This is a genomic window from Streptomyces sp. NBC_01497 (assembly GCF_036250695.1).
Taxonomy (GTDB): Bacteria; Actinomycetota; Actinomycetes; order Streptomycetales; family Streptomycetaceae; genus Streptomyces.
The window spans coordinates 2667663-2692232 of the sequence record NZ_CP109427.1 but is presented as its reverse complement, the minus strand read 5'-3'; the positions used below and the strand labels follow the sequence as shown (position 1 = coordinate 2692232).

General features: G+C 71.7%; 21 protein-coding genes and 2 tRNA genes. 14 read left to right on the top strand and 9 right to left on the bottom strand.

Annotated features, from left to right (window positions below):
* Positions 1 to 16 precede the first annotated feature (16 nt).
* Both OG310_RS11410 and OG310_RS11405 read right to left on the bottom strand, forming a co-directional pair.
* Positions 17 to 1552: an ABC1 kinase family protein gene (locus OG310_RS11410; protein WP_329455765.1), complete on the bottom strand. Its 1536-nt coding sequence runs from the start codon at positions 1550 to 1552 to the stop codon at positions 17 to 19.
* 43 nt (positions 1553 to 1595) lie between these two features.
* Positions 1596 to 2732, bottom strand: a complete 1137-nt coding sequence (locus OG310_RS11405; protein ID WP_329455764.1) for a ThiF family adenylyltransferase — start codon at positions 2730 to 2732, stop codon at positions 1596 to 1598.
* A 310-nt stretch (positions 2733 to 3042) separates the two neighbouring features.
* On the opposite strand from OG310_RS11405, the gene OG310_RS11400 reads away from it, so the two are divergent.
* The 4 genes from OG310_RS11400 (at position 3043) to OG310_RS11385 (ending at position 7011) form a co-directional block, all read left to right on the top strand.
* Positions 3043 to 3666, top strand: a complete 624-nt coding sequence (locus tag OG310_RS11400; RefSeq protein WP_443078608.1) for a M48 metallopeptidase family protein — start codon at positions 3043 to 3045, stop codon at positions 3664 to 3666.
* Between the two features lie 135 nt (positions 3667 to 3801).
* Positions 3802 to 5541 (top strand): TerD family protein, encoded by a 1740-nt coding sequence (locus OG310_RS11395; protein ID WP_329455763.1) that lies wholly within the window; start codon positions 3802 to 3804, stop codon positions 5539 to 5541.
* Between the two features lie 12 nt (positions 5542 to 5553).
* Positions 5554 to 6237 carry an AIM24 family protein gene (locus OG310_RS11390; protein WP_329455762.1) on the top strand — a complete coding sequence of 228 codons (684 nt, stop codon included), beginning with the start codon at positions 5554 to 5556 and terminating at the stop codon, positions 6235 to 6237.
* 18 nt (positions 6238 to 6255) lie between these two features.
* Positions 6256 to 7011: an AIM24 family protein gene (locus OG310_RS11385; protein ID WP_329455761.1), complete on the top strand. Its 756-nt coding sequence runs from the start codon at positions 6256 to 6258 to the stop codon at positions 7009 to 7011.
* Between the two features lie 103 nt (positions 7012 to 7114).
* Here OG310_RS11385 and OG310_RS11380 read toward each other — a convergent pair whose 3' ends face one another.
* On the bottom strand, positions 7115 to 7762 hold the full coding sequence (locus OG310_RS11380; RefSeq protein ID WP_329455760.1) for a TetR/AcrR family transcriptional regulator: 648 nt from the start codon (positions 7760 to 7762) through the stop codon (positions 7115 to 7117).
* A 172-nt stretch (positions 7763 to 7934) separates the two neighbouring features.
* Between OG310_RS11380 and OG310_RS11375 the strand changes: the two genes are divergently transcribed.
* On the top strand, positions 7935 to 8894 hold the full coding sequence (locus OG310_RS11375) for an NAD(P)-dependent alcohol dehydrogenase (RefSeq protein ID WP_329455759.1): 960 nt from the start codon (positions 7935 to 7937) through the stop codon (positions 8892 to 8894).
* Between the two features lie 78 nt (positions 8895 to 8972).
* On the opposite strand, the gene OG310_RS11370 is transcribed toward OG310_RS11375, so the two are convergent.
* The gene (locus OG310_RS11370) at positions 8973 to 9560 is read right to left on the bottom strand and encodes an NUDIX hydrolase (protein WP_329455758.1); all 588 of its coding nucleotides are present in this window, start codon (positions 9558 to 9560) and stop codon (positions 8973 to 8975) included.
* Complete coding sequence (locus OG310_RS11365) at positions 9557 to 11188, bottom strand: zinc-dependent metalloprotease (RefSeq protein ID WP_443078607.1); 1632 nt, start codon at positions 11186 to 11188, stop codon at positions 9557 to 9559. The genes OG310_RS11370 and OG310_RS11365 overlap by 4 nt, the downstream gene beginning before the upstream one ends.
* Before the next feature lie 267 nt (positions 11189 to 11455).
* On the opposite strand from OG310_RS11365, the gene OG310_RS11360 reads away from it, so the two are divergent.
* The 4 genes from OG310_RS11360 to OG310_RS11345 all read left to right on the top strand — a co-directional run bounded on the left by OG310_RS11360 (position 11456) and on the right by OG310_RS11345 (position 14726).
* On the top strand, positions 11456 to 12568 hold the full coding sequence (locus OG310_RS11360) for an SDR family oxidoreductase (protein ID WP_329455757.1): 1113 nt from the start codon (positions 11456 to 11458) through the stop codon (positions 12566 to 12568).
* A 34-nt stretch (positions 12569 to 12602) separates the two neighbouring features.
* Positions 12603 to 13079, top strand: a complete 477-nt coding sequence (locus OG310_RS11355) for a molybdenum cofactor biosynthesis protein MoaE (RefSeq protein ID WP_443078606.1) — start codon at positions 12603 to 12605, stop codon at positions 13077 to 13079.
* Positions 13080 to 13424: 345 nt separating this feature from the next.
* On the top strand, positions 13425 to 13583 hold the full coding sequence (locus tag OG310_RS11350; RefSeq protein ID WP_329455755.1) for a hypothetical protein: 159 nt from the start codon (positions 13425 to 13427) through the stop codon (positions 13581 to 13583).
* A gap of 48 nt (positions 13584 to 13631) precedes the next feature.
* Positions 13632 to 14726, top strand: coding sequence for a YlbL family protein (locus OG310_RS11345; protein WP_329455754.1), 1095 nt, complete (start codon positions 13632 to 13634; stop codon positions 14724 to 14726).
* 154 nt (positions 14727 to 14880) lie between these two features.
* Here the strand turns inward: OG310_RS11345 and OG310_RS11340 are convergent, their stop codons facing one another.
* A complete protein-coding gene (locus tag OG310_RS11340) occupies positions 14881 to 15438 on the bottom strand; it encodes a PPA1309 family protein (protein ID WP_329455753.1) in 558 nt (185 codons plus the stop codon).
* Between the two features lie 213 nt (positions 15439 to 15651).
* On the opposite strand from OG310_RS11340, the gene OG310_RS11335 reads away from it, so the two are divergent.
* The 4 genes from OG310_RS11335 to OG310_RS11320 all read left to right on the top strand — a co-directional run bounded on the left by OG310_RS11335 (position 15652) and on the right by OG310_RS11320 (position 20968).
* Positions 15652 to 18582 (top strand): UPF0182 family membrane protein, encoded by a 2931-nt coding sequence (locus OG310_RS11335; protein ID WP_329460129.1) that lies wholly within the window; start codon positions 15652 to 15654, stop codon positions 18580 to 18582.
* A 62-nt stretch (positions 18583 to 18644) separates the two neighbouring features.
* A tRNA-Met gene (locus tag OG310_RS11330) sits at positions 18645 to 18718 on the top strand.
* A 321-nt stretch (positions 18719 to 19039) separates the two neighbouring features.
* A complete protein-coding gene (locus OG310_RS11325; RefSeq protein WP_443078605.1) occupies positions 19040 to 20809 on the top strand; it encodes a sel1 repeat family protein in 1770 nt (589 codons plus the stop codon).
* A gap of 85 nt (positions 20810 to 20894) precedes the next feature.
* Positions 20895 to 20968 (top strand) — tRNA-Met (locus tag OG310_RS11320).
* Between the two features lie 183 nt (positions 20969 to 21151).
* Here OG310_RS11320 and OG310_RS11315 read toward each other — a convergent pair.
* Positions 21152 to 21574, bottom strand: coding sequence for a Fur family transcriptional regulator (locus OG310_RS11315; protein WP_329455751.1), 423 nt, complete (start codon positions 21572 to 21574; stop codon positions 21152 to 21154).
* Positions 21575 to 21709: 135 nt separating this feature from the next.
* Between OG310_RS11315 and OG310_RS11310 the strand changes: the two genes are divergently transcribed.
* Positions 21710 to 23161 (top strand): catalase, encoded by a 1452-nt coding sequence (locus tag OG310_RS11310; RefSeq protein ID WP_329455750.1) that lies wholly within the window; start codon positions 21710 to 21712, stop codon positions 23159 to 23161.
* A gap of 137 nt (positions 23162 to 23298) precedes the next feature.
* On the opposite strand, the gene hisN is transcribed toward OG310_RS11310, so the two are convergent.
* Positions 23299 to 24099 (bottom strand): histidinol-phosphatase, encoded by an 801-nt coding sequence (gene hisN / locus OG310_RS11305; protein ID WP_329455749.1) that lies wholly within the window; start codon positions 24097 to 24099, stop codon positions 23299 to 23301.
* Between the two features lie 45 nt (positions 24100 to 24144).
* Positions 24145 to 24468, bottom strand: a complete 324-nt coding sequence (locus OG310_RS11300) for a DMT family transporter (RefSeq protein ID WP_329455748.1) — start codon at positions 24466 to 24468, stop codon at positions 24145 to 24147.
* Positions 24469 to 24570 lie beyond the last annotated feature (102 nt).

Below are 24570 nucleotides of genomic sequence, written 5' to 3'. Positions count from 1 at the left end.
CGCGCCGCACCACCGCTCAGTCGCCGACAGCGGGTGCGGGTCCTTCGGGACCGGCACCCGCTTCGTCGTCCCCGGCGCCGCCCGCGCCGCGCGTCCTGTCCTGCTCGTCGGCCCCGGGCTCTGCCTCGGCCCCGGGCTCGCCTTCGCTCTCCGCCTCTTCGTCCTCGTAGACCCACTCGACGTAGAAGCCGGGCAGCCAGTCCTCCAGCTCGTCCCGCAGCCGCACCGTGGCACCCAGTTGGCACAGCACGCCGATGGTGCTCAGCGTGACGCGGTGGATCAGCAGGTACGACGGCGGGAGGTTCAGCTGCCGGCCCAGCTGGTGCGCGGGGGAGCGCGGATCGGCGATCCGCCCCGCCTGGTTGCGCATCCAGGCGCGGGTGAAGGTGAACTCGTCCACCCCGGCCGGCTCGATGATCGGCAGCAGGTAGTCGAGCACCGCCTCCGGTTCGAGATCGATGGTCTCCTTGACGAATCCCTCGGCGCGCAGCATCTCGTACACGGCGTCGGACTCGCCGTCGATCGTCATGCGCAGGGCGTCACCGATGATCTCCGGCAGCCCGCCGGGCAGCCGGTCCACCGTCCCGAAGTCGAGGACGCCGAGGCGCAGCTCGCCGCTCCCACCGGTGTCGCCGTCCGCGGCGTCGTCCCCGGGCCCGCCCGGAGCACTCTCACGGGGCGGCAGCAGGCGGAAATTGCCCGGGTGCGGGTCGGCGTGCAGCAGGCCCGTGCGCATCGGTCCGGAGAACAGGAACCGCGCCAGCAGCTGGCCCGCCCGGTCCCGCTGCTCCTGCGTGCCCGACGAGATGATCTCGGCGAGCGGTGTCCCGTCCATCCACTCCGTGACGAGGACCTGGTCGGCCTGGTGCACCACGTCCGGCACGACCACGTCCGGGTCGTCGGCGAACTCACGCGCGTGCTCGCGCTGCGCCTCCGCCTCCAGCGCGTAGTCCAGTTCCTCGGAGACCCGGTCACGCATCTCGGCGACCAGCGGCTTCATGTCCATGCCGGGGATCAGCGGTCCGAGCAGCCTGACGAACCGGCTCAGCTGGGTCAGGTCCGAGAGCAGCGCCTCACCGGCGCCCGGATACTGCACCTTGACCGCGACCTCGCGCCCGTCGTGCCACAGCGCCCGGTGCACCTGGCCGATCGACGCCGCGGCCGACGGCTTGTCCTCGAACTCCAGGAACAGCTCGCGCCAGTTTTCGCCGAGCTGGTCGGCGAGGACACCGTGCACCGTCTGCGTCGGCATCGGGGGCGCCGCGTCCTGGAGCTTCGTCAGCGCCGCCCGGTAGGGGCCCGCGACCTCCTCGGGCAGCGCCGACTCGAAGACGGACAGCAGCTGCCCGAACTTCATGGCTCCGCCCTTGAGCTCACCCAGCACCTTGAACAGCTGGTCGGCCGTCCGCTGCTGGAGCTCCTTGGTGACGATGTCGGCGGACTTCCCGCCGATCCGCCTGCCCAGACCCCAGGTCGCCCTGCCCGCGAAACCGATCGGCAGCGCGGCCAGCTTGGCAGTGCGGGTGACCGCCTTCCGGGGAAGATCAGACATTACGCCCCTCCTGGTACGGACAGCCTTGCCGTGGTGCGGCGGGCTACACCGCCATTGTGTCGCGCCCGGCCCCCGACGTGGCCGTGCGGACCCCCTCTGTCCTTCCCGCGGCGCCGCAGCGGCAGCCCGAATGGGGCGCTGTTGTTGTCGACCGCCAGTCCAGCAGCGGCAGCGAGACCTCCCAGCGGGTGCCGGTGCTCGTGGGCAGTTCCCCGTCGAGAAACGCCAGAGCATGTGCCGCCGTCAGCCCTGCCACCAGGGCGGCGAGTGGGCCGTCGCATGCCGTGACCGGCCGTGCGCCCCGCCCCGAGCGCCACTGCGCGAGCATGGCGGGCGCGTCCGGGTCGGCTTCCGCTCCCGCCAGCAGGAGGCAGCCCGCGCAGGCCGTGCCGCCCGGCAGGACCAGCGGTCCCACGAACCCTGTGGCTTCGATCACCCCGGCGAACAGATGGGGGACGCCGGCGGCGACCCACGGCTCGGTCACGGCCGGCTCCGGACGGTAGGCCGCCAGGGCGTCCCGGGGCGCCACCACGATCAGCGAGATCGGCGCGTCCCGCGCCCGGTCCGGCGCGCCGCGTGGGGCGGCGCCCGGCGCGCAGACCCGCACCAGCCGGGCCGCCGCCGCAGCCCTGCGCTCGCCCACGGCCGACGCGGGAAGCCCGCCCGGCGCCACGTCCGAGGCCTCCACCGAGCCGCCGTCCTGCACCTCGACGCAGCCGACGCCCGCCGCCGCGAGCGCCGCCGCCACCGCGGCACCGACCCGGCCCGCGCCCCGCACCCGGACCCGGCCCGCCCGGCGTGCCGCCAGCCGGGCGGCCCCTTCGCCCGGCGCCTGGTGCACCACCGACAACGACGCCAGATCCGGCCGCAGGCGCTCCAGCGCGCCCGGTGTCCGCCGCAACGCGTCGAACGCCTCGCCGCCGGCGCCGGGGTCGTCCACCACCCCGGCCGCCGCCAGCCGCCGCACCACCTCCTGCGCCCACTCCTCGGGCAGCCCCATCGCGCGGGCCTCGGCCCGCAGTACCGGCAGGGTCCGCGACCCGTCGAGCAGTTCGAGGAAACCGCCCGTCGCCGTGTCCATGGGGCCCATGCGCACCGCGTGCGCGGGTGTCACCCCGAACTGCACCGTCCGCCGTCCGCGCCAGGCCCGCCGCAACGCGGGCTTCACCATCGGTCGCATCACACATCCCCCGTCTCCCGGTGTCCTGCTCTCCGGCCCGTCCTACGTCCACATCCGTTCCCGCGCGGTCCTTTCCCCTCCCGTGCCGCGCCTCTGTTCCCGTGGGGCCGCGGGCCCCGACCCGCCGTGCACATCGGCCCCGCCGCGCCCCGTGTCCCGCGGTGACCGCCGCCCGCCTCCGTCACCACAGTGCCCGTCCCCGCGACACCGCGCCGGAAGTTGTCCACAGGCCGAGGTATCGGTCGTACCAATGGCTCATATCACCGACCGGCGCGGCCCGGCGGGGCCCGGCAACGGGTAACGTCGAGGCGTGCCCGCCGACCCCCGGCCCGACCAGGACCGCGCCCCGCGCGAAGCCGCCGCGTCCTCCGGCGCCGCGGTCCCCGATCTCGTCACCGGCGCCCCCGCGGCGCCCGGTGCCGTCGAAGTGCGCAGGAGCACCCGGCGCAGGCGGACGGTGTCCGCGTACCGGGAGGGCGAGCGGACGATCGTCCTCATCCCGGCCCGGATGTCGAAGGCCGAGGAGCGGCGCTGGGTGACGGTGATGCTCGACAAGCTCGCCACCCAGGAGAGCAAGCGACAGCTCGGCGACGAGGAGCTGACCACCCGGGCGGCCCACCTCTCGGACCGCTATTTCGAGGGCCGGGCGCGTCCCGCCTCGGTCCGCTGGGTCACCAACCAGAACACCCGCTGGGGATCGTGCACCCCGGCGGAGGGCAGCATCCGCCTCTCGCACCGGCTGCGCGGGATGCCGGAGTACGTCGTCGACTACGTACTCCTGCACGAGCTCGCACACCTGCTGGTGCCGGGCCACGGCCCCCGGTTCTGGGAGCTGCTGGAGGCGTATCCGCGCACGGAGCGCGCCCGCGGCTATCTCGAAGGGGTCGTGGCCGCCGAGCGGTTGCCGCATCCGCCGGCCGACGACGGGGAGTGAGCGGGGGAGTTGGCGCCCGCGCGTCCGGTTTTGCCGATCCTGTACCGAACGTGTACCGGACTGCCGCACCGCCCGGCACAGCCGTTAGCCTGACGCGACGCACGCAGGTTTCGGGATGGGGGACGGTCGTTACGCATGCCCAGGGAATTCCAGCGCGGCCACAAGGCCAAGGTCAGTGATCTCACGCCGGGGACGGACCTGTACGTCGGCGTGCAGATCGCGGGTCCCGGCCTGACGTTCGACATCAGCTGCTTCGGCCTCGACGCCGACGAGCGCCTCTCGGACGATCGTTACTTCATCTTCTTCAACCAGCCGAAGTCCCCCGAGGAGTCGGTGCAGCTGCTCGGTGCGCAGGCGGGTGACACCGAGTCGTTCCGGGTGACGCTCGACCGCGTCCCGGCCTCCGTCCACAAGCTCTCCTTCACGGCCACGCTGGACGGCGCGGGGCAGATGTCGGGGGTCGGTCCCGGCTGGATCCGGGTCGTCGCGGGTGGCGAGGAGGTCGTCAGGTACTCCTTCACCGGCGCCGAGTTCTCCACGGAACGCGCCGTGATGCTCGGGGACTTCTACCGCAAGGACGTGTGGCGGTTCGCCGCGGTCGGACAGGGCTTCGACGGCGGGCTGGACGCGCTGCTCAAGAACTTCGGCGGTGAGGTCGCGGAGGAGCAGGCACAGGACGCCCCGCCGGCCGCCGCCGGTCAGGCGCCGGGCTTCGCGCCGCCGCCGGGCGCCGGTCCGGCCGTCGCGGCCCCGGCCCCCGGGTTCGGCGCGCCCCCGGGCCCCGCCGCCCCGGGAACACCGGCCGCCCCCCAGGCACCGCTGCCGGTGTACGCCACGCCCACGCTGATCACGCCGATGCCGGACACCGCGCCGCCTCCCTACGGCCAGGTGCCGGGGCAGGCGCCGCCCGCACAGCCACCGGCTCCCGCAGCGCCGCCCGCATCCTCGGGCTTCGGCGGGCCCACCGCACCCGGCCAGCCCGCGCCGGGTCAGGCTCAGTACGGCCAGCCCGCTTCGGGTCAGGCTCCGTACGGTCAGCCCGCACCCGGTCAGGCTCCGTACGGTCAACCCGCGCCGGGTCAGCCGCCGTTCGGGCAGCCGCCGGCGGCCATGGGCAATCCGTTCTCCCAGCAGGCCCCGGGCGGGGGTGCTTTCGGTGGTCCGCCCGCCGGGGTCCAGGGCTTCGTGCCGGGTGGTGCGCCCCCCGGCGGAGCCGGCCTGCACGCCGCGCTCAACCCGTACAAGGAGACCCCCACCGGCCGGCGGTGGACCGCGCAGAACGGCCATCTGATGCGCGTGGACCTCACGATGGACGGCGGCGCGCCCGTGCTGGCCCGGCAGGGCAGCATGGTCATGTACCAGGGCAAGGTCGACTTCGGCTACAAGGGCGCCGGTTTCGCGGGCCGCGTCGTGGGCAACGCGACCGGCCAGGAGATGCAGCTGATGCGCTGCACGGGCCGTGGCCAGGTCTTCCTCGCCGAGAACAACGCCCACCTGCACCCGGTCGAACTGCAGGGCGACGGCATCTGCGTGTCCGCCGAGAACGTGCTCGCCTTCGACGAGTCCCTCCAGTACGAGGTGCGCCGCATCGAGGGCCATGGCATCCCGGGCGGCGCCCTGTTCACCATGCTGTTCCAGGGCACCGGCACCGTCGTCGTCAAGACGCACGGCACGCCCGTCGTCCTCCCGGTCACGCCCACGACCTTCGCCGACTGCAACGCTGTGGTCGCCTGGTCGGCGGCCTCGCAGGTGATCCTGTCCAGCCAGGTCAGGCTGCGCCGCAACGCGTATCCCGGGCACAGCGGGGAGACCGTGAACCTCCAGTTCCGCGGCGCTCCGGGGAACTTCATCGTCGTCCAGCCGTACGAGGTCTAGAGGGAGCCCGGCATGACGGAACAACAGCTCGCGGGCTACGCGCCGACCCCGGTCGCGGCCCGGATGGAGAACCACGGCCACACCATGCTGAAGGTGGCCATGGCGACCGGACACGACCTTTACGCGCGCACCGGCTCGATGGTCGCCTACGAGGGCTTCATCCAGTACGAGCCCAACCCGCCGTCCGTGCGGCACATCGCGGAGCACTGGGTCACCGGCGAGGGCACGCCGATCATGAAGTGCACCGGCGACGGCCTGCTCTACCTCGCCGACTACGGCGCGCACGTCGTGGTGGTCAACCTCGACAACGACGCGATCTCCGTCAACGGCACCAACGTCCTCGCCTTCGACGCCCACCTGCAGTGGGGTGTCGAACGGGTCAAGGGGCTCGCGAAGTTCACCGGCCAGGGCCTGTGGAACGTGGGGATCTCCGGTACCGGCTGGGTCGCGCTGACCTCGCGCGGCACTCCGGTCGTGGTCGACTGCGGGCGCGGCGAGGACGAGACGTACGTCGACCCCGACGCCCTCGTGGCCTGGTCACCGAACCTGAAGGTCAAGGGCAAGCGCAGCTTCAAGGCGGGTGCGCTGATCGGGCGCGGCAGCGGCGAGGCGTACCAGATGGCGTTCTCCGGTCAGGGGATCGTCGTCGTCCAGCCCAGCGAGGACAGCACCGACCGCCTGCGCATCCGCGGCTGAGGGGGGAGAGACACCACCATGCAGAGCCCGCTTTTCGCCTACACGGAAGTACAGACGCAGGACCGGTACGCGCTCCAGAACGGCCAGTTGCTGCGTGTCGCGCTCACCGGGCAGGACGACGTCCTGGCCCGCAAGGGCGCCATGGTCGCCTACCAGGGGCTGATGGAGTTCGACGGCGAGTACCGCAGTTCCGGTCAGCGCCGTGCGCGGGCGCACACGGGCGAGGGTCTCGACCTGATGCGCGTGTCCGGGCAGGGCACCGTCTATCTGGCGAACCTCGCGCAGTACGTCCATGTCGTGGACGTGGACCGGGACGGGCTGACCGTCGACAGCGCGTATGTGCTGGCGATGGACTCGACCCTGCACCACGAGGTGGTGGCGGTGGACAGCCAGTACGGCATCTCGGGCACCGGCAAGTACCAGTTGATCATCACCGGCACGGGCAAGGTGGCCCTGATGACGTCGGGCCAGCCGCTGATGATGCGGGTCACCCCTGACACGTACGTCAGCGCGGACGCCGACGCGATCGTCGCCTGGTCGTCGTCGCTGCGGGTGCAGATGCAGGCCCAGACGTACTCCTCGCCGGTACGGCGTCGGCGCGGCAGCACCGGTGAGGGCTGGGAACTGAGTTTCCTCGGCCAGGGGTTCGCCCTGGTGCAGCCCAGCGAGATGATGCCGCCGCAGGGCGCGGAGATCGGTGCGGGCATGGCCGCGCAGTTCGGCATGGGCCAGCACGGCGCGCACGGCCAGAACCGGGGCAACGCCTGGAGCTGACCGGGCAGCCGGCCGTGGGGAGGGGAGGGAGGGGAGCGGCCATCGGTTCTCTCCCCTCTCTCCTCACGTGCCGGGTCCTCTCCGGCGCCCGGGGCGCCGGCTGTCAGGGCCGTGACACGTGCTGCCCGAGCGCCAGCGGCGCGGGCGGGGGCAGCGGGCGGGCGCCCTCCGAGCGGAAGGCCTGGAGGAGATACCCCGCCAGGCGCCGGGACGCCGCCTCGGAGACCTCACGCGGCGCACCCGTCACACCGTTGTTGGCCAGCAGCAGGAGCGTGATGTCGGAGATCGCGAAGTCGGCGCGCAGCCGGCCGGTCTCCTTGGCCCGCCGTACGAGCTCCGCGAGGCCCTCCTCCGCCCGCCCGATCTCCCGTTCGTAGAGGGTGTCCTCGGCGAACTGCGCGAGGAACGCCTCGGTGAAACCGCGGTCGCAGGCCTGCATCGCGCACACCGCCTCGATCAGCGAACAGAACCCGCGCCACGGATCGGGGTCGTCGAGCGCCGCGTCCAGCGCGCCGGTGCACACGGCAAGCTGCTCGGAGAACGCCTCGGTCACGAGGGACGCGCGCGTCGGGAACCTCCGGTAGAGCGTGGCGACGCCGACGCCCGCCCGGCGGGCGATCGCGGTGAGCGGCACGTCGATCCCGTGCGCCGCGTACGCCTCGCGGGCGGCCCTGAGGATCCGCTCACGGTTGTGCCGGGCGTCGGCGCGCAGCGTCGCGTCCGGGGCGTTCTGATACGGCTGATCAGGCATGTCTCTCACTTCGGCGTAAGTGGAAGGGGTCGTCCGTATACCGGGTTAGCCTCGGTGGGACCAAGTGGAAGCCCTCCACCACTTACCGTGCCGGAGCCCTGTCCGGCAAGTGGCGGCCCGATCCGCTCCTTCCGCACCCTCCGCACCCTCCGCACCAGACGGGACAACGTACGTGAACGACATGCGCGCGGCTCTCTACGACAGCTACGGACCGCCCGAGGTGCTCTACGAGGGCACGGCGCCGGTGCCCGTCCCCGGCCCGGGCGAGGTGCTGGTCCGCGTCCGCGCCACCAGCGTCAACGGCGGCGAACTCGCGGGGCGGGCCGGCCGGCTGAAGATCGTCACCGGGCGCGCCTTTCCGAAACGTGTCGGACTCGACTTCGCGGGAGAGGTCGCCGGGAGCGGCGCGCAGGTCCGGGGGCCGCGCGAGGGCCTGCGCGTGTGGGGGCTGCTGCCGCGCGGCCGGTTCGGTGCCGCGGCCGAGTACGTCACGGTCCGCCCCGGCCGGCTCGCCCTCACCCCCGAGGGCCTCACGGACGCTCAGGCCGTATCGCTGCTCGCGGGCGGCACGACGGTGATCACGGCACTGGTGGACAAGGCACGGCTGCGGCCGGGCGAGCGCCTCCTCGTACGCGGCGGGGCCGGCGGTGTCGGCAGCGTCGCCGTCCAGCTCGGCGCGGCCCTCGGCGCCCGCGTCACCGCCCTCGCCGGCCCGAAGAACCTCGACTTCGTGCGCGGCCTCGGCGCCCACGAGGCCCTCAGCTACACCACATCGGGTCCGCACGACCTCGGCGCCTTCGACGTCGTCCTCGACACGGTCGGCACCGAGCACCGCGCCTACCGGGCCCTGCTCGCCCCCGGCGGGCGCATGGTCGCCATCGCCTTCGACATCGACCGCCCGCTGCCCAGCCTGGCCTACCTGCTCGGATCCACCGCGTACGGATCGCGCAGGGTGCGCTTCTTCAGCGGCGACCCCCACCACGACCTCCTCGCCCGGCTGGGCCGGTACGTGGAGGAGGGGGCGCTGCGCGAGGTCGTCGACACGGTCCATCCGCTCGCGGACATCGCCGCCGCGCACCGGGCCCTTGAGGCGGGCGGTGTGCGCGGCAAACACGTCGTACGGATCGACTGAGGCACGGCGGGGCACCGCCCACCGGGCGGGGCCGCTGCCGGGTGGGCGGTGCCCCGGGCGCGTCCAGGGCGTCGCCTGCTACCCCAGGCGCGACCGGGTCGCGGCCAGCAGGCGCAGGACGGACCCGTCGGCCACGTCCGCAACCTCGTCGTAGCCGAACCAGCGCAGGTCGAGCGACTCGTCACTGATCGTCTCGCGCGCGCCCGCGGGTGCGAGGGCCGCGTACTGCACGTCGAAGTGGCAGTGGCAGGGCGGCGGGATCGGATGCCGGTCCAGCCGTACCGGGCCGCCGGCCAGCAGGGTCAGGCCCGTGATGCCCGACTCCTCGTGGGCTTCCCGCAGCGCCGCGTCCTGAAGTGACGCGTCCTGCGGCTCGCAGTGCCCGCCCATCTGGAGCCACATGTTCAGCTTGCGGTGCAGCGTCAGCAGGACCCGCTCGCCGACGGGGTCGACGACGAGCGCACTCGCCGTCAGATGGCCGGCCCCGCAGGCCTTCCTCATCCCGTCGGGGTGGGCCGAGAGGTGGTCCAGATAATCCCGGCGCAGCGCTGCCTGCTCCGCCCCGGTGTGCTGTGTGTCGTCCTGTCCGGCGTCGGCGAGCCCGGCGCCCCGTGGTCCGTTCCCGTACTCCTTGAGTACGAGAACGGCGTCGTCGTACAGGCTCACTGGTCGGTGTCGTCCTTGCCGCCGCTGTCGCCGCCCTTGTCCTCGGGGCCCTTCGAGCCCTCGGGGCCCTCGTCGCCGGAGTCCTCGGAGTCCTCGGAGTCCTCGGAGCCTTCAGAAGTCCCGGAACCCTTGGCATCCCCGGCGTCCGCCGCGCCCGGTTCGGCCTTGCCGGTGCCGGGAGTGCCGTGAGTGCCGGAGCCGGACGCGGCGCTGTCCGAAGCGCCGGAGCCGCCGTCCTTCGGACCGCCGCCGGCCGCCTCACCGAGCATCGCGTCCAGCTCGGAGAAGTCGATCTGCTCGCGGTGCACGAAGCCGTCCGGGTCGTCCAGGTCGGACGCCGTCGGCAGCATGTCCGGGTGCTCCCACAGGTTGTCCCGCCCGTCCACGCCCCGCGCGTCCGTCAGCGACGCCCACAGCCGTGAGGCGTCCCGCAGCCTGCGCGGGCGCAGCTGGAGACCGATCAGCGTGGCGAAGGTCTGCTCGGCGGGGCCGCCGGAGGCGCGCCGCCTGCGCAGCGTCTCGCGGAGCGCGTCCGCCCCGGTCAGCCTGGACTTCGCGGCCTCGTGGACCACCGCGTCCACCCAGCCCTCGACCAGCGCGAGCGCCGTCTCCAGGCGGGCCAGTGCCGCCTTCTGCTCGGCGGTGTCCTCCGGCTGGAACATGCCCTGCTGGAGTGCTTCCTGAAGCTCCTCGGGGTGCGTCGGGTCGAACTGCCCGACCACGTCCTCCAGCTTCGACGTGTCGACCTTGATGCCGCGCGCGTAGCCCTCGACGGCACCGAAGATGTGCGACCGCAGCCACGGCACGTGCGTGAACAGGCGCTGGTGCGCCGCCTCGCGCAGCGCCAGGTACAGCCTCACCTCGTCCTGCGGCAGCCCGAGGTCCTTGCCGAACGCCTCGATGTTCAGCGGCAGCAGCGCCGCCTTGCCGACAGGGCCGAGGGGGAGGCCGATGTCGGTGGAGCCGACGACCTCGCCGGCGAGCACGCCGACGGCCTGGCCCAGCTGCTGGCCGAACATGGCGCCGCCCATGGAGCGCATCACGCCGATCAGCGGGCCCGCCACGTTCTGCATCTCGGGGGGCAGCACGTCGCCCATCGCCGCGCCGACCCGCTCGGCGACCGGGTCGACCAGTTGCTGCCAGGCAGGGAGCGTCGCCTCGACCCACTCGGCGCGGCTCCACGCCACCGCCGTGTTGGCGCCCGAGGGCAGGGACGTCACCCCGTCGAGCCAGAGGTCCGCCAGGCGCACCGCCTCACCCACCGCCGAACGGTCGGACGCGGTCACGCTCGCGTCCTTCGTACCGTCCTGGGTGCCCTGGGCAACGGTCTGCCGGGCGATCTGCTTCGCCATGTCCCAGTTGACCGGGCCGCCCTCGAAGCTCAGCATCTGCCCCAGCTGCTGGAACGCCTGCCCCAGGTCGTTCGGGCTCAAAGAGCCGAACATCGCCGCGAACGGGTTGTCGCCACCGCTCCCGCCCGGCAGTCCGAAACCGCCGAAACCGAAGGGGTTGCCTGGACCGCCCTGGCCGCCAGAACCCTGACCGCCTTCGGCAGGATCCTTCTTCTTGCCGTCGCCGTCCTCCGGCTCCTCCGGCGGAAGGCCGAATCCGAATGGGGTGTCACTCACGGGTTTCCTCGGCTCGTAAGGCCACCGGCTCCTGCCGGTGGCGGCTGCCCTGCACCATCCAGCCTATGCTTCACCGCGCTCTCGGGGCACGGCGTCGGAGGTGCCTTCCCCCGAGCACGCATTCGATGCGTCCCGACGTCCGGAATCGACACCCGGACGGCTTCCGGGCCGAACTCACACCTCCTGACGGTCTGCGGCAGGATGAACGTCACCTGGTACGTACGCGTCATTCACGTACGTACTGAACACAACCGCTGGAGACGCCCGGTGAGTTCCCCAGAGCCACAGGTTCGCGCTACGCGAAACCACGCAACCCCGAGCAGGTCCCGCGGCCCCGTCGTCGCCGTCACCGGCGCCGCCACCGGGGTCGGTGACCTGCTGACCCGCAGGCTCGCCGCATCGCAGGAGATCAAGCAGGTCATCGCGATCGACGAGCGCCGGGGCGAGGTCCAGGACGCCACCTGGCACATCCTCGACGTCCGCGACCCGGCCATCGCCGACCGGCTGCGCGGCGCCGACGTCGTGGTGCACCTCGCCCTCGACCTCGACCTGGAGAGCGACCCCGCCGCCCGCAGCGCCTACAACGTGCGCGGAGCGCAGACCGTGCTCACCGCCGCAGCCGCCGCCGGCGTGCACCGCGTGGTGCTGTGCACGTCCGCCATGGTCTACGGCGCGCTGCCCGACAACGACGTTCCGCTCTCCGAGGACGCGGAGCTGCGCGCGACCGCCGAGGCCACCGGTGTCGGCGACCTGCTGGAGATCGAACGGCTGGGCCGCCGGGCGCCGCGCGCCCACCCCGGCCTCAACGTCACCGTCGTCCGGCCCGCCGTCCTGGTCGGTGGCACGGACACCGCACTGACCCGCTACTTCGAGTCGCCGCGCCTCCTCGTCGTCGCCGGGTCCCGTCCGACCTGGCAGTTCTGCCACGTCGAGGACCTGGTCAGCGCGCTGGAGTACGCGGCGCTCGGCCGGGTCGAGGGCGAGTTCGCCGTCGGCTGCGACGGCTGGCTCGAACAGGAGCAGGTGGAGGAGCTGAGCGGCATCCGCCGCATGGAGCTGCCCTCCACCGTCGCCCTCGGTGCCGCCGCCAGGCTGCACCGCATCGGCCTGACCCCGTCACCGGCCGGGGACCTCGCGTACACGATGTACCCCTGGGTGGTCAGCGTGAGCGCCCTGCACGACGCCGGCTGGCGCCCCCGGTGGACGAACGAACAGGTGCTCGCGGCGCTGCTCGAAGAGGTCGAGGGCCGGCACACCGTGGCCGGCCGCAGGCTCGGCCGCAAGGACGCCACGGCGGCGGGAGCCGCGGGCGCGACCGTGGCACTCCTCGGCACCGCGGCGGTCGTCCGCAGGGTGCGCAAGGCCCGTCGCAGGCTGTAGCCGCCGATGACGCGTGCCGTGGGCGTACGGCACGATGGAGGACATGGCAACCACACAGGACCGGAAGGACCACCCCGGCGAGCGGCCGGGTGACGACCCGATCCGGCTACTGGCGATCCGCGACACACCGCTGAGCCTCGACGAGGTCTTCGCCGCGGTGGGGGACGCCGCCGCGGGCGGGACGGCCCTGTTCGTCGGCACGGTCCGTGACCACGACGGCGGCGCCGACGTCGACGCCCTCGGCTACTCGTGCCACCCCACGGCCGAGGCCGAGCTGCGGCGCGTCGCAGAGAAGGTGGCGGCCGACTTCCCGGTGCGCGGTCTCGCCGCCGTCCACCGTGTGGGGGAGCTGGGCATCGGGGATCTCGCGGTGATCGTCGCCGTGTCCTGCCCGCACCGCGCGGAGGCGTTCGCGGCGTGCCGCAGGTTCATCGACGACCTCAAGCACGAGGTCCCCATCTGGAAACACCAGAACTTCAGCGACGGCACCGAAGAATGGGTGGGGGCGTAGCCCCTCGATGAGGGGTGGCGGTCGGGTGACGGGTGGGCGGGTGGGGGCGTAGCCCCTCGATGAGGGGTGGCGGTCGGGTGACGGGTGGGCGGGTGGGGGGCGTAGCCCCTTCGTTGAGGGGTGGCGGTCGGGCCGGGGCTCGCCGGTTCGTGGCCACGGGCGTCAGGCGGGTGACTGGGCCCTTCGGCCCCCTCGATCGGGGTGACCTCCGGGCGTGTCGGGGCGGTGACGTAGTCCACCCGGGGCATACTGTCCGATTTGCGTAACCGGTCCACCCCCAGCAGCGTTAGCTCTGCAGAACGTAAATCTGTAGATCAAATCTGCTGACTGGGACGGGAGATCGCGATGGCCGTGCTCACCTGGTTGCTGATCCCTGTCGTCGCCGCCATCGGCGCCGCGATATGGGGAAGCTGGGTTTCCAAGGACCACACGGTGGGTGATATGGCCGAGCTCAACGGCTACGCCCGCTTCCGGGACGCCATGGAGCGCGATCCCGCCGAGTAGCCTCCGCCCGGACGGTGCGCTCACAGACGTTTCCCGTACTGTCGTTCCATGCCACGCCGTACCGTGACGATGCTCGCGTCCACCCTGGTCCTGATCGCGCTGCTCTGCGTCGGCGTCCTCACGAAGGTCCCGTACTCCGAGATGAGCCCGGGCCCGACGACGAACACACTGTCGAATCCGGGTGGCAAGCCGGTCCTGCAGATCTCGGGCCGCAAGACGTATCCCACGACCGGCAACCTGAACATGGTCACGGTCCGCGTCACGAGCGCCGACACGCACCTCAACATCGCTGAGGCTGTCTACGGGTGGCTCGCCCACGACGAGGTCGTCGTCCCGCACGACACGCTGTATCCCGAGGGGCAGACCGAGCAGCAGTCCACGCAGGAGAACGCCGAGGAGTTCAGCCAGTCCCAGGAGAGCGCCAAGGTCGCCGCGCTCAAGGTGCTGCACATCCCGGTGGTCGCGCACGTCGACGTCGCGAGCGTCCTGAAGGGCAGTCCGGCTGAGGGCAAGCTGCACGCCGGGGATCTGATCCTGGCCGTGGACGGTACGAAGGTCACGCGTCAGGACCAGGTGGCGAAGCTCGTCACGAAGCACAAGGCGGGCCAGGACGTCACCTTCACCGTGGTGCCGGCCGAGGACGCGGCCGCCGCGAAGAAGGCGGACAAGGAGCCCACGGCCAGCCGGCGGATCGTGGTGAAGACCGCCACCTCGCACGACGAGGGCGCATCGCGCGCCATCGTCGGCATCGCGGCCGGGACCGACCACACGTTCCCGTTCACCATGGACATCAAGCTGGCGGACGTCGGCGGCCCGAGCGCGGGCCTGATGTTCTCCCTCGGGCTCGTCGACAAGCTGACGCCCGGTTCGCTGACCGGCGGCAAGTTCATCGCCGGTACGGGCACGATCGACGACAGCGGCACGGTGGGTCCCATCGGCGGCATCGCCATGAAGCTGGTGGGCGCGCGGGCCGCGGGAGCCCGGTACTTCCTGACGCCGGCGGACAACTGCGCCGCCGCGGCCGACGACACCCCGAGCGGCCTGACGCTCGTCAAGGTCAAGAACATCTCGGACGCGAAGGCCTCGCTGGACAAGATCCGCAACGGTGACACGGCCGGCCTGCCGAGCTGCTCGGCAAGCTGACCGTGTCCTGTACGCACCGGACGGGCCGCCCTTCGCGGGCCCGGGCAAGGGCCCGCACCCGGACCGCGGCGGGCGGGCCGGGGCACGCCGCGCGCCGCGGCCCCCGTCCTCCTTACGAGTCGGAGGCCACCGCCCGCGGGAGAGCGGCCACCGCCTATGAGGCGAAGGTGGCCGACAGTGCCTCCGCGAGTCCCGGTACGAGGCCGGAACCGGTGAGCACCTCCGATGCGGCGTCCTTCTCGCGCAGCCGCAGTGCCGACTCGCGGGTTCCGTCGCGCAGCACGGCCACCGTCATGCGCACCTCCTGGCGGTCGGGGTGGCGGGCGACCCAGTCGCCGAGTGCGGCCTCGTCCAGCCCTTCGGGCAGGGCGGCCTCGGCGGAGGGCGGCAGCATCAGCCTTTCCACGGTGAGGGCACAGCCCGCGACCGCGTCGGGCCACGCGATGGTGGCGAGGAATTCGTCAAGGGCGGTGCCGGCAGGGATCTCGTCCTGCTCGACGGGGGTGAGGGGGGCGACTTCGTCGCCGTCGTCAAGACCCAGCTGGTTCGCGAGCTCGGGTTCGTCCGCGCGCATGCGCTCGCTGTCCACGAGTGCGAAGAGACGGGCGGGCTGGTCCCAGCCGAGGCCCGCCGCGTACTCGTCGATCTCGAGCACGGCCCGCGTGAGCGGGGTCGCGGCCATCGGGGTCCCTGAGGGGGAAACGTTCGACATGACCAATATCCTGCCTCCTCCGCACCCCCCGGCGGGAACTAGGTAAAGCCTCGGTAAGTTGCATGGAGGGGTCCTACGATCGCCTGGCCTGATGAACAGGTCCCGCCCGTAAGGCCCGCAGGTACGTCCCAGCTGACCGACCCATGACCTTTCCCCCGATTCCCACGGGGGTCTGTCCCCGGATTTTTCGAGGTGCGCACGTTGGCTTTCCAGATGCCGGACCGCGGCGGAGGCCCGACCGGGCCACGGACGAGGACGGGCCGGCCGTCAGGGCGGGTGCGCGGCCTGCTGATGGCCCTCGGACTGCTGGCCGTGCTCGCCATGGCGTTCGTGATGTTCTCCGGGTTCTGGACCGACTGGCTCTGGTACCGCTCGGTCGACTACGCGTCGGTGTTCACCACGACCCTGTGGACCAAGCTCGGTCTGTTCGCGGTCTTCGGCGCCGTCATGGCGGCGGCGGTCGGCTTCAACATCTGGCTCGCGCACCGGCTGCGGCCGCCGCTGAGCGCGATGTCGATGGAGCAGCAGAGCCTGGACCGCTACCGCATGGGGATCGCGCCGTACAAGAAGTGGGTGCTGTCCGCGATCACGGCCCTGGTCGGGCTGATCGCGGGTGCCTCCGCCTCCGGTGAGTGGCGCACGTGGCTGCTGTGGGTCAACGGCGTGCCGTTCGGCCAGAAGGACCCGCAGTTCCATCTGGACGTGTCGTTCTACGCGTTCGACCTGCCCTGGTACCGGTTCCTGCTGGGCTTCGGCTTCGCCGCGACGGTGCTGAGCGTGGTCGCCGCCGCCCTCACGCACTACCTGTACGGCGGGCTGCGGGTGACGAGTCCCGGCGCCCGGGCCACCACGGCGGCGACCGGGCATCTGTCCGTGCTCATCGGTCTGTTCGTCTCGCTCAAGGCGGTGGCGTACTGGCTCGACCGCTACGCGCTCGCCGTCAAGTCCAGCGACCTCAAGGCGACCGGCAACTGGACGGGCCTGCGGTACGTCGACGCGAACGCGTACCTCCCCGCGAAGACGATCCTGTTCTGCATCGCGGTCATCTGCGCGGTCCTGTTCTTCGCCACGCTCTGGCGCCGTACCTGGCAGCTGCCCGTCATCGGCCTCGGCCTGATGGTGCTCTCCGCGATCCTCATCGGCGGCCTCTACCCGGCGATCGTGCAGAAGTTCACGGTCCAGCCGAACGAGCAAGCCAAGGAGGCGCCGTACATCAAGAAGAACATCGACGCCACGCGCACCGCGTACGGCATCGACTCGGCGAAGGTGACGGACTACTCGGGCAAGGGCGGCTCGGCGTCGGATGCCGAGCAGCGCAAGGCGGCCGACTCGGCCGCGAGTTACCGGCTCGTCGACCCGAACGTGGTCTCGCCGGCCTTCCAGCAGGTCCAGCAGTCGCGCAAGTACTACCAGTTCCCGGCGACGCTCAACGTCGACCGGTACAAGGACCCCTCGACGGGCCTGCTGCAGGACACCATCGTGGGCCTGCGCGAGCTGAACATCGCCGGCATCCCCAAGCACAACTGGATCAACGACCACTTCACGTACACCCACGGTTTCGGGATGATCGCGGCCAAGGGCACCGGCACCGTCACCGACGCGGCGCAGGGCACGATCGGCTCGCCCGACTTCACCGAGTCCGGGCTGCCCACCACGGGTCAGCTCGGCCAGTACCAGCAGCGGATCTACTACGGCGAGAAGACGACGCAGTACTCGATCGTCGGCGGCCCGCAGAAGGAACTGGACTACGAGGCGAACGGCGAGAAGACCACCAGCTACCAGGGCAAGAGCGGCGTCTCGCTTGCCGGCCCGCTGAACCGGGCCGCGTACGCGGTGGCGTTCAGCGAGCCGCAGATGCTCTACTCCGGCGCCATCGGCAAGGGTTCCCGGATCCTCTACAACCGGACGCCGAAGGAGCGCGTGGAGGCCGTCGCGCCCTGGCTGACGCTGGACGGCGACGCCTATCCCGCCGTGGTCGACGGCCACATCCAGTGGATCGTGGACGCCTACACCACGACGGACGCGTACCCGTACTCCTCGCGCACCACGCTCGGGGACACCACGACCGACTCCCTCACCAGCAACTCCCGTGCGGTGGTGGCCCAGCAGAACCAGGTCAACTACATCCGCAACTCGGTGAAGGCCACCGTCGACGCGTACACCGGCAAGGTCACGCTCTACCAGTGGGACACCAAGGACCCCGTCCTCAAGACGTGGATGAAGGCGTTTCCCGGCACGGTCGAGCCGAAGAAGGACATTCCGGCCGACCTGGAGGCGCACATGCGCTATCCGCAGGACCTGTTCAAGGTCCAGCGGGAGCTGCTGACGCGCTACCACGTCACCGACGCGGCCCAGTTCTACAGCGGCAGCGACGCGTGGCAGGTGCCGGACGACCCGACGACCCGCGCGGGCAGCGCGGTTCCGCCGTACTACCTCAGCCTGAAGATGCCGGGGTCGACGAAGCAGACGTTCTCCCTGACGAGCACGCTGACGCCGAGCGGCCGGCCGAACCTGGGCGCGTTCATGTCCGTCGACGCGGACGCGACCAGTCCCGACTACGGCTCGATCAGGGTCCTCAGAGTCACCGGCAACAACGTGCAGGGCCCGCAGCAGATGCAGAGCGAGCTCAACGGCGGTGACGACGTGGCCGGGTTCGTGCGCGACATCAAGGGAACCGACTCGGACCTCGAGTACGGCAACATGCTGACGGTGCCGCTCGACAACGGCTTCCTGTACGTGGAGCCCGTCTACACCAGGGGTGGCAGTCAGAACTATCCCCTGCTGAAGAAGGTCGCCGCGTCGTACGCCGGGGGCAAGCCGGTCTTCGAGGACTCGCTGTCCAAGGCGCTCAACGCGGTGTTCGGGGTCGCCGGGGCGGAGCCGCCGTCGACCACGAAGCCACCGGGCCGGAACCAGACCAAGCCGCCGGCCACCGGGGACAACCCCGTGCTGCAGCAGGCCATCGAGGACGCGCAGAAGGCGTACGACCAGGGCCAGGCGGCGCTGAACAAGAAGCCCTCCACCGACTGGCAGGCCTACGGCGCGGCGCAGCAGGCACTGCAGGACGCCCTCGGCCGGGCCGCCGCGGCGGAGTCCGGGTCGGGCAAGGCGACGTCGGGCGCGAGCAGTGGGGGCTCCGGCTGACCGTTCGTCCCCGCACTGAGCAGGGGACACTCCGAACCGTGCTAGAGTTGATCACACAACGGCGCGGGGTGGAGCAGCTCGGTAGCTCGCTGGGCTCATAACCCAGAGGTCGCAGGTTCAAATCCTGTCCCCGCTACTGAAAGTCCGAGGGCCCGGGTGATCCGAAAGGATCACCCGGGCCCTCGGCACGTGTTTGTGCGAAGTGTGTAGTGGTCCGTGCGCGAACGCCCCTACCGTGTTTGACTTATCACTCCCAGGGCATGTCGACAAAACGCTGAAGTGACCTTGTGGGCCGCGATATACCGAGTGTGCGCGGGTAACAGGTAATGCGACGATGGGTTTTATGGGGGATAGGACAACTCTGTTGGAGACAGGGCGGTTTGCGCGGAGGCGTACCGATGTCGGGTCCGGCATCGGTACGCTCGGCTCGGCCGTCCCCACGGAGTCGGCCGGACCCATGGAGCCCACGGAGGTCATGGACCAGGTCGAGCAGACCGAGGCCGAGGCGGAAACACGTCATCGGGCCGCGGCACAAGCGGGTGACACAGCGGCAGCGAGCGCGCTCGGCGCGCTCCTGCTGCGCCGTGGCGACCTCGACGGCGCCGAGCCCCCTCTGCGCTCCGCCACCGCGGAGGGCGACCGCGCCGCCGCGAACAACCTCGGCGTCCTGCTCCACCAGCGCGGCTACGGCGACGAGGCCGCCGGCTGGTGGCGGGTCGCCGCCGTCGCGGGTTCAGCCGCCGCCGCGCACTCCCTCGGCACGTACTTCCGTGAGCGGGGCGACGAGCCCGGTGCCGAGTACTGGCTGCGTCAGTCCGCCGAGCAGGGCCACGCGTCCGGCGCGTACGCCCTCGCCGATCTCCTCGAACACCGCAGCGACGTCGGCGCGGAACGCTGGCTGCGGGCCGCGGCCGAACTCGGCCACCGCGAGGCCTCGTACCGTCTCGCCCTCACCCTGGAGCGGCGTGCCCGGGAGCGCGCCCGCCCGGCCGGCGACCCGGCGGGCCCCGCGCTGATCGAGGACGCCGTGCACTGGTACCGGCAGGCCGCCGCGCGCGGCCACCGGCGCGCCGCGCTGCACCTCGGCGCGATCCTGGAGCGCCGCGGCGAACTCAAGGAGGCCGGACGCTGGTACCTCAGCTCCGCCAAGGACGGTGAGGCGAAGGCCGCGAGCGCCCTCGCCTTCCTGCTGCGCGACGCGGGCGACGAGGAGTCCGCCGCCGTGTGGTGGCTGCGCGCCGCCCAGGACGGCGACGGCACCGCGGCCAACGCGCTGGGCGCGCTGCACGCGGCGCGCGGCGAGCAGCAGTCCGCCGAGCGGTGGTACCGCACGGCCATGGACGCGGGCGACGTCAACGGCGCCTACAACCTCGCGCTGCTGTGCGCCGCGCAGGACCGCGACGCGCAGGCCGAGCAGTGGTACCGGCGCGCCGCCTACGCGGGCCACCGCGAGGCGGCCAACGCGCTCGCCGTGCTGCTGCTCCAGGCCGGCGACGCGGGCGGCGCGGAGCCGTGGTTCTCCAAAGCGGCCGAGGCGGGCAGCGTCGACGCCGCCTTCAACCTCGGCATCCTGTACGCCAGTCGCGACGACGACGTCTCGGCCCTTCGGTGGTACGAGCGGGCCGCCTCGGCCGGCCACACCGAGGCCGCGCTGCAAGTCGCGATCGCCTGCCTCAGGGACGGCGACGAGCGCACCGCGGAGCGGCATCTGCGCTGCTCGGCGGGGGGTGGCAGCGTCGAGGCCGCGTACCGCCTCGCCATGCTGCTCGACGCCCGCAGGCCGCCCGCATCGCCCCCCGCCCTGGGCGAGTCGCAGCTGCGCACCGAGAAGACCGAGTGCGAGCTGTGGTACGAGCGCGCCGCCGAGCAGGGGCACGTACGCGCCCAGGTCCGCGCGGGCATGCTGGCGGCCCGCCGCGGCGACACCGAGGGCGCGGCCGGCTGGTACCGGCGGTCCGCCGAGGCGGGCAGCCGCAGCGGCGCGTTCAACCTGGGGCTGCTGCTCGTACGGGAGGGCAGCGAGCCGGAGGCGGTGCTGTGGTGGACGCGTGCCGCGCGGGCCGGGCACGGCAGGGCGGCGCTGCGGCTCGCACTGCTCGCGGCGCGCGGCGGCGAGCTGGCCGAGGGGCAGCGCTGGTGCGCCCGCGCGGTGGAGCTCGGTCCGGCCGAGGTCGCGGAGCGCGCGGCGAAGCTTCTGGACGCTCTGCAGCAGGAGTTGACGGCCTGAGCCGTCCCGGCGGAGCCGCTGGTCAGGGGCGCTCGGTAAGGGATTTGCCCATCCGGTGACTGTCACGTAATGTTCAGTTCATCGACGCGGGGTGGAGCAGCTCGGTAGCTCGCTGGGCTCATAACCCAGAGGTCGCAGGTTCAAATCCTGTCCCCGCTACTGATAGTCCGAAGGCCCGGATCTCCTGGAGATCCGGGCCTTCGGCGCGTTGATGCCCCCGCGTTGCCGCCGCGTTGGCGATGCGGCCTCCGCCACGGTGATCGCGGGGACGCGCGGCCGGCAGGTGTCGGGACGACGGGACCGGGCGCCGAAGCGACCGGACCCTCGCGCGCAGCCGGAAGGTCAGGCGGCCGTGGCCGAGCACGCGGGGCACAGGCCCCGGAACGTGACCTCGACGTCGGAGACGGTGAAGCCGAAGCGCTCGCCCGCCGGCAGCTGGCTCAGCGGGTCGCCCGAGGTGTGCACGTCGCGGATGGTCCCGCAGCGGGCGCAGACCAGGTGCTGGTGCGGGCGGTGCGCGTTCGGGTCGTACCGCTTGGCCCGGCGGTCGGTGGTCACTTCTATGACCTCGCCGAGCGAGACCATCTCGCCGAGCGTGTTGTACACCGTCGCCCGCGAGATCTCCGGCAGCCTGTCGACGGCACGCGCGTGCACCTCGTCGGCGGTCAGGTGGATGTGCTCCCCGTCGAGGACCTCGGCCACCACGCGGCGCTGCGCCGTCATGCGCCAACCGCGTTCGCGCAGCCGTTCCAACAGGTCACTCATGGGGTCAGCCTAACAGTGGGGGGACGGACGGTCCCGTGACGTGTATGACTTTGGATGTTCACTTGACTTAGACAATGTCCATTGTAGGATCAGGATCGGCAAACGCCAAGGGACAGAACTTCGCAGGAGGCGTACGTGACGCAGGGACCGCTGACCACGGAGGCCGGTGCTCCGGTCGCCGACAATCAGAACAGTGAGACCGCGGGCGCCGGCGGGCCCATGCTCATCCAGGACCAGGCTCTGCTGGAGAAGCTGGCCCACTTCAACCGCGAGCGCATCCCGGAGCGCATCGTCCACGCCCGTGGCGCCGGCGCGTACGGCACCTTCACGCTCACCCGCGACGTCTCGCAGTGGACGCGTGCGAGGTTCCTGTCCGAGGTCGGCAAGCAGACCGAGACGTTCCTGCGCTTCTCCACCGTCGCGGGCAACCTCGGCTCGGCGGACGCGGTGCGCGACCCCCGCGGCTTCGCGCTGAAGTTCTACACCGAGGACGGCAACTACGACCTCGTCGGCAACAACACCCCGGTGTTCTTCATCAAGGACGCCATCAAGTTCCCCGACTTCATCCACACCCAGAAGCGCGACCCGTACACGGGCTCGCAGGAGGCGGACAACGTCTGGGACTTCTGGGGTCTGTCGCCCGAGTCCACGCACCAGGTGACCTGGCTGTTCGGCGACCGCGGCATCCCCGCGACGCTGCGCCACATGAACGGCTACGGCTCGCACACCTACCAGTGGAACAACGAGGCCGGCGAGGTCTTCTGGGTCAAGTACCACTTCAAGACCGACCAGGGGATCAAGAACCTCACCACGGACGAGGCCAACCGCCTCTCCGGCGTCGACCCCGACAGCCACCAGCGCGACCTGCGCGAGGCCATCGAGCGCGGCGAGTTCCCGTCCTGGACCGTGCAGGTGCAGATCATGCCGGAGGCGGACGCCGCGACGTACCGCTTCAACCCGTTCGACCTGACCAAGGTCTGGCCGCACGCGGACTACCCGCCGATCGAGATCGGCAGGCTGGAGCTCAACCGCAACCCGGAGAACATCTTCGCCGAGGTCGAGCAGTCGATCTTCAGCCCGGCGCACTTCGTGCCCGGCATCGGCCCCTCCCCGGACAAGATGCTCCAGGGCCGGCTGTTCGCCTACGGCGACGCCCACCGCTACCGCGTCGGCATCAACGCCGACCACCTGCCGGTCAACCGCCCGCATGCCACCGAGGCGCGGACGAACAGCCGTGACGGCTACCTGTACGACGGCCGTCACAACGGCACGAAGAACTACGAGCCGAACAGCTTCGGCGGCCCGTTCCAGAGCGACCGTCCGCTGTGGCAGCCGACCCCGGTCAGCGGCTCCACCGGTCACCACGAGGCGCCCTCGCACGCCGAGGACAACGACTTCGTGCAGGCGGGCAACCTCTACCGGCAGCTGACGGAGGACGAGAAGGGCCGTCTCGTCGACAACCTCGCGCAGTTCATCGCGAAGGTGTCGCGCGCCGACATCGCCGAGCGCGCGGTGGACAACTTCCGTCAGGCCGACGGTGACTTCGGCAAGCGGCTGGAGTCCGCGGTCCAGGCCCTCCGCGGCTGACCCCGCTCGCCGGAAGCGGAGGAGGCCGGACCCCGAGCGGGGTCCGGCCTCCTCGTGCGTCCGGGGCCGTGGCGTCCGGGGCCGTGCCTCCGGAGCCGTTGTGCGGCCCGGCCTCCCGCGGGGGCCGGACGGGTTTCTCAGTAGCGCTCGTTGAGGTAGTCGAGCAGGGTGTCGTGCAGGACGCCGTTGGACGCCGCCGCGTTGCCGCTGTGCGGGCCCCTCCTGCCGTCGAGCCCGGTGAACCGCCCGCCCGCCTCCTGGACGACGATCGACGGCGCGGCCATGTCCCAGAGGGACAGCTCGGGTTCGGCGCACATGTCCACTGCGCCCTCCGCGACCATCATGTACTGCCAGAAGTCGCCGTAGCCGCGCGTGCGCCAGCAGGCCCGGGTCAGGTTCAGGAAGCCGTCGAGGCGGCCCTGCTCCTCCCAGCCGCTGAGCGAGGAGTACGCGAACGACGCGTCGCCCAGGCCCGACACGTCCGAGACCCGCAGCCGGGTGGCCGACGAGAGGCTGCGGCCGGTGTGCGCGCCCCCGCCGAGTTCGGCCCACCAGCGCCGGCCGAGCGCCGGCGCGGACACGACGCCCACGACCGGCTCGTAGCCGCCCTCACCCACGACCATCAGCGAGATCAGCGTGGCCCACACCGGAACGCCGCGCACGTAGTTCTTCGTCCCGTCGATCGGGTCGACGACCCAGCGGCGCGGGCCCGTGCCGTGCACGCCGAACTCCTCACCGTGGACCGCGTCCCGTGGCCGGGCCCGCTGGAGGCTGCCCCGGATCAGCTCCTCGGCGGCCTTGTCCGCCTCACTCACCGGCGTCATGTCGGGTTTCGTCTCGACCTTCAGATCGAGGGCCTTGAACCGGTTCATCGTCGCGGCGTCGGCGGTGTCGGCCAGGACGTGGGCCAGGCGGAGATCATCGTGGTAGTCGGACATGCCCGTCACAGTACCGGGGGCCCAGGGCGCCGGGCCCGCCCCACGTCAGTGGGCGGAGCCGGAGAGCTGCAGGCCGATGACGCCGACGATGACGAACGTGATCGACACGAGCTTCAGCGTGGAGACCACGTCGCCGAGGAAGACCATGCCGTAGATCGTCGTGCCGGCCGCGCCGATGCCCGTCCACACGGCGTACGCGGGGCCCACGTCCAGCTTCTTCAGCGCCAGCGTCAGCAGGCCGAAACTGCCGAGGGCGAAGCTCGCGAAGGCGATCGTCGGCCACAGCCGGGTGAAGCCGTGCGACAGCTTCAGGCAGACGGCGAAGCCCGTTTCCAGCAGTCCCGCGACCACGACCAGCAGCCACGCCATCGTCGATAGCCTCCCGGGTCGGTGACTGCTTCGTCTCGCTTGGTGCGATTATGCACTTACCAGCGCCGGGGGGAGGCAAACTTTTCGCGCGGACCCGTGTTC

Coding starts and splice junctions, on each gene's coding strand:
- OG310_RS11315 (WP_329455751.1), bottom strand. CDS start 21,574: ATGAGTGACCTGTTGGAACGGCTGCGCGAACGCGGTTGGCGCATGACG.
- OG310_RS11345 (WP_329455754.1), top strand. CDS start 13,632: ATGCCACGCCGTACCGTGACGATGCTCGCGTCCACCCTGGTCCTGATC.
- OG310_RS11390 (WP_329455762.1), top strand. CDS start 5,554: ATGACGGAACAACAGCTCGCGGGCTACGCGCCGACCCCGGTCGCGGCC.
- OG310_RS11410 (WP_329455765.1), bottom strand. CDS start 1,552: ATGTCTGATCTTCCCCGGAAGGCGGTCACCCGCACTGCCAAGCTGGCC.
- OG310_RS11380 (WP_329455760.1), bottom strand. CDS start 7,762: ATGCCTGATCAGCCGTATCAGAACGCCCCGGACGCGACGCTGCGCGCC.
- OG310_RS11395 (WP_329455763.1), top strand. CDS start 3,802: ATGCCCAGGGAATTCCAGCGCGGCCACAAGGCCAAGGTCAGTGATCTC.
- OG310_RS11340 (WP_329455753.1), bottom strand. CDS start 15,438: ATGTCGAACGTTTCCCCCTCAGGGACCCCGATGGCCGCGACCCCGCTC.
- hisN (WP_329455749.1), bottom strand. CDS start 24,099: ATGTCCGACTACCACGATGATCTCCGCCTGGCCCACGTCCTGGCCGAC.
- OG310_RS11405 (WP_329455764.1), bottom strand. CDS start 2,732: ATGCGACCGATGGTGAAGCCCGCGTTGCGGCGGGCCTGGCGCGGACGG.
- OG310_RS11355 (WP_443078606.1), top strand. CDS start 12,603: ATGGAGGACATGGCAACCACACAGGACCGGAAGGACCACCCCGGCGAG.
- OG310_RS11300 (WP_329455748.1), bottom strand. CDS start 24,468: ATGGCGTGGCTGCTGGTCGTGGTCGCGGGACTGCTGGAAACGGGCTTC.
- OG310_RS11385 (WP_329455761.1), top strand. CDS start 6,256: ATGCAGAGCCCGCTTTTCGCCTACACGGAAGTACAGACGCAGGACCGG.
- OG310_RS11325 (WP_443078605.1), top strand. CDS start 19,040: ATGGAGCCCACGGAGGTCATGGACCAGGTCGAGCAGACCGAGGCCGAG.
- OG310_RS11350 (WP_329455755.1), top strand. CDS start 13,425: ATGGCCGTGCTCACCTGGTTGCTGATCCCTGTCGTCGCCGCCATCGGC.
- OG310_RS11335 (WP_329460129.1), top strand. CDS start 15,652: ATGCCGGACCGCGGCGGAGGCCCGACCGGGCCACGGACGAGGACGGGC.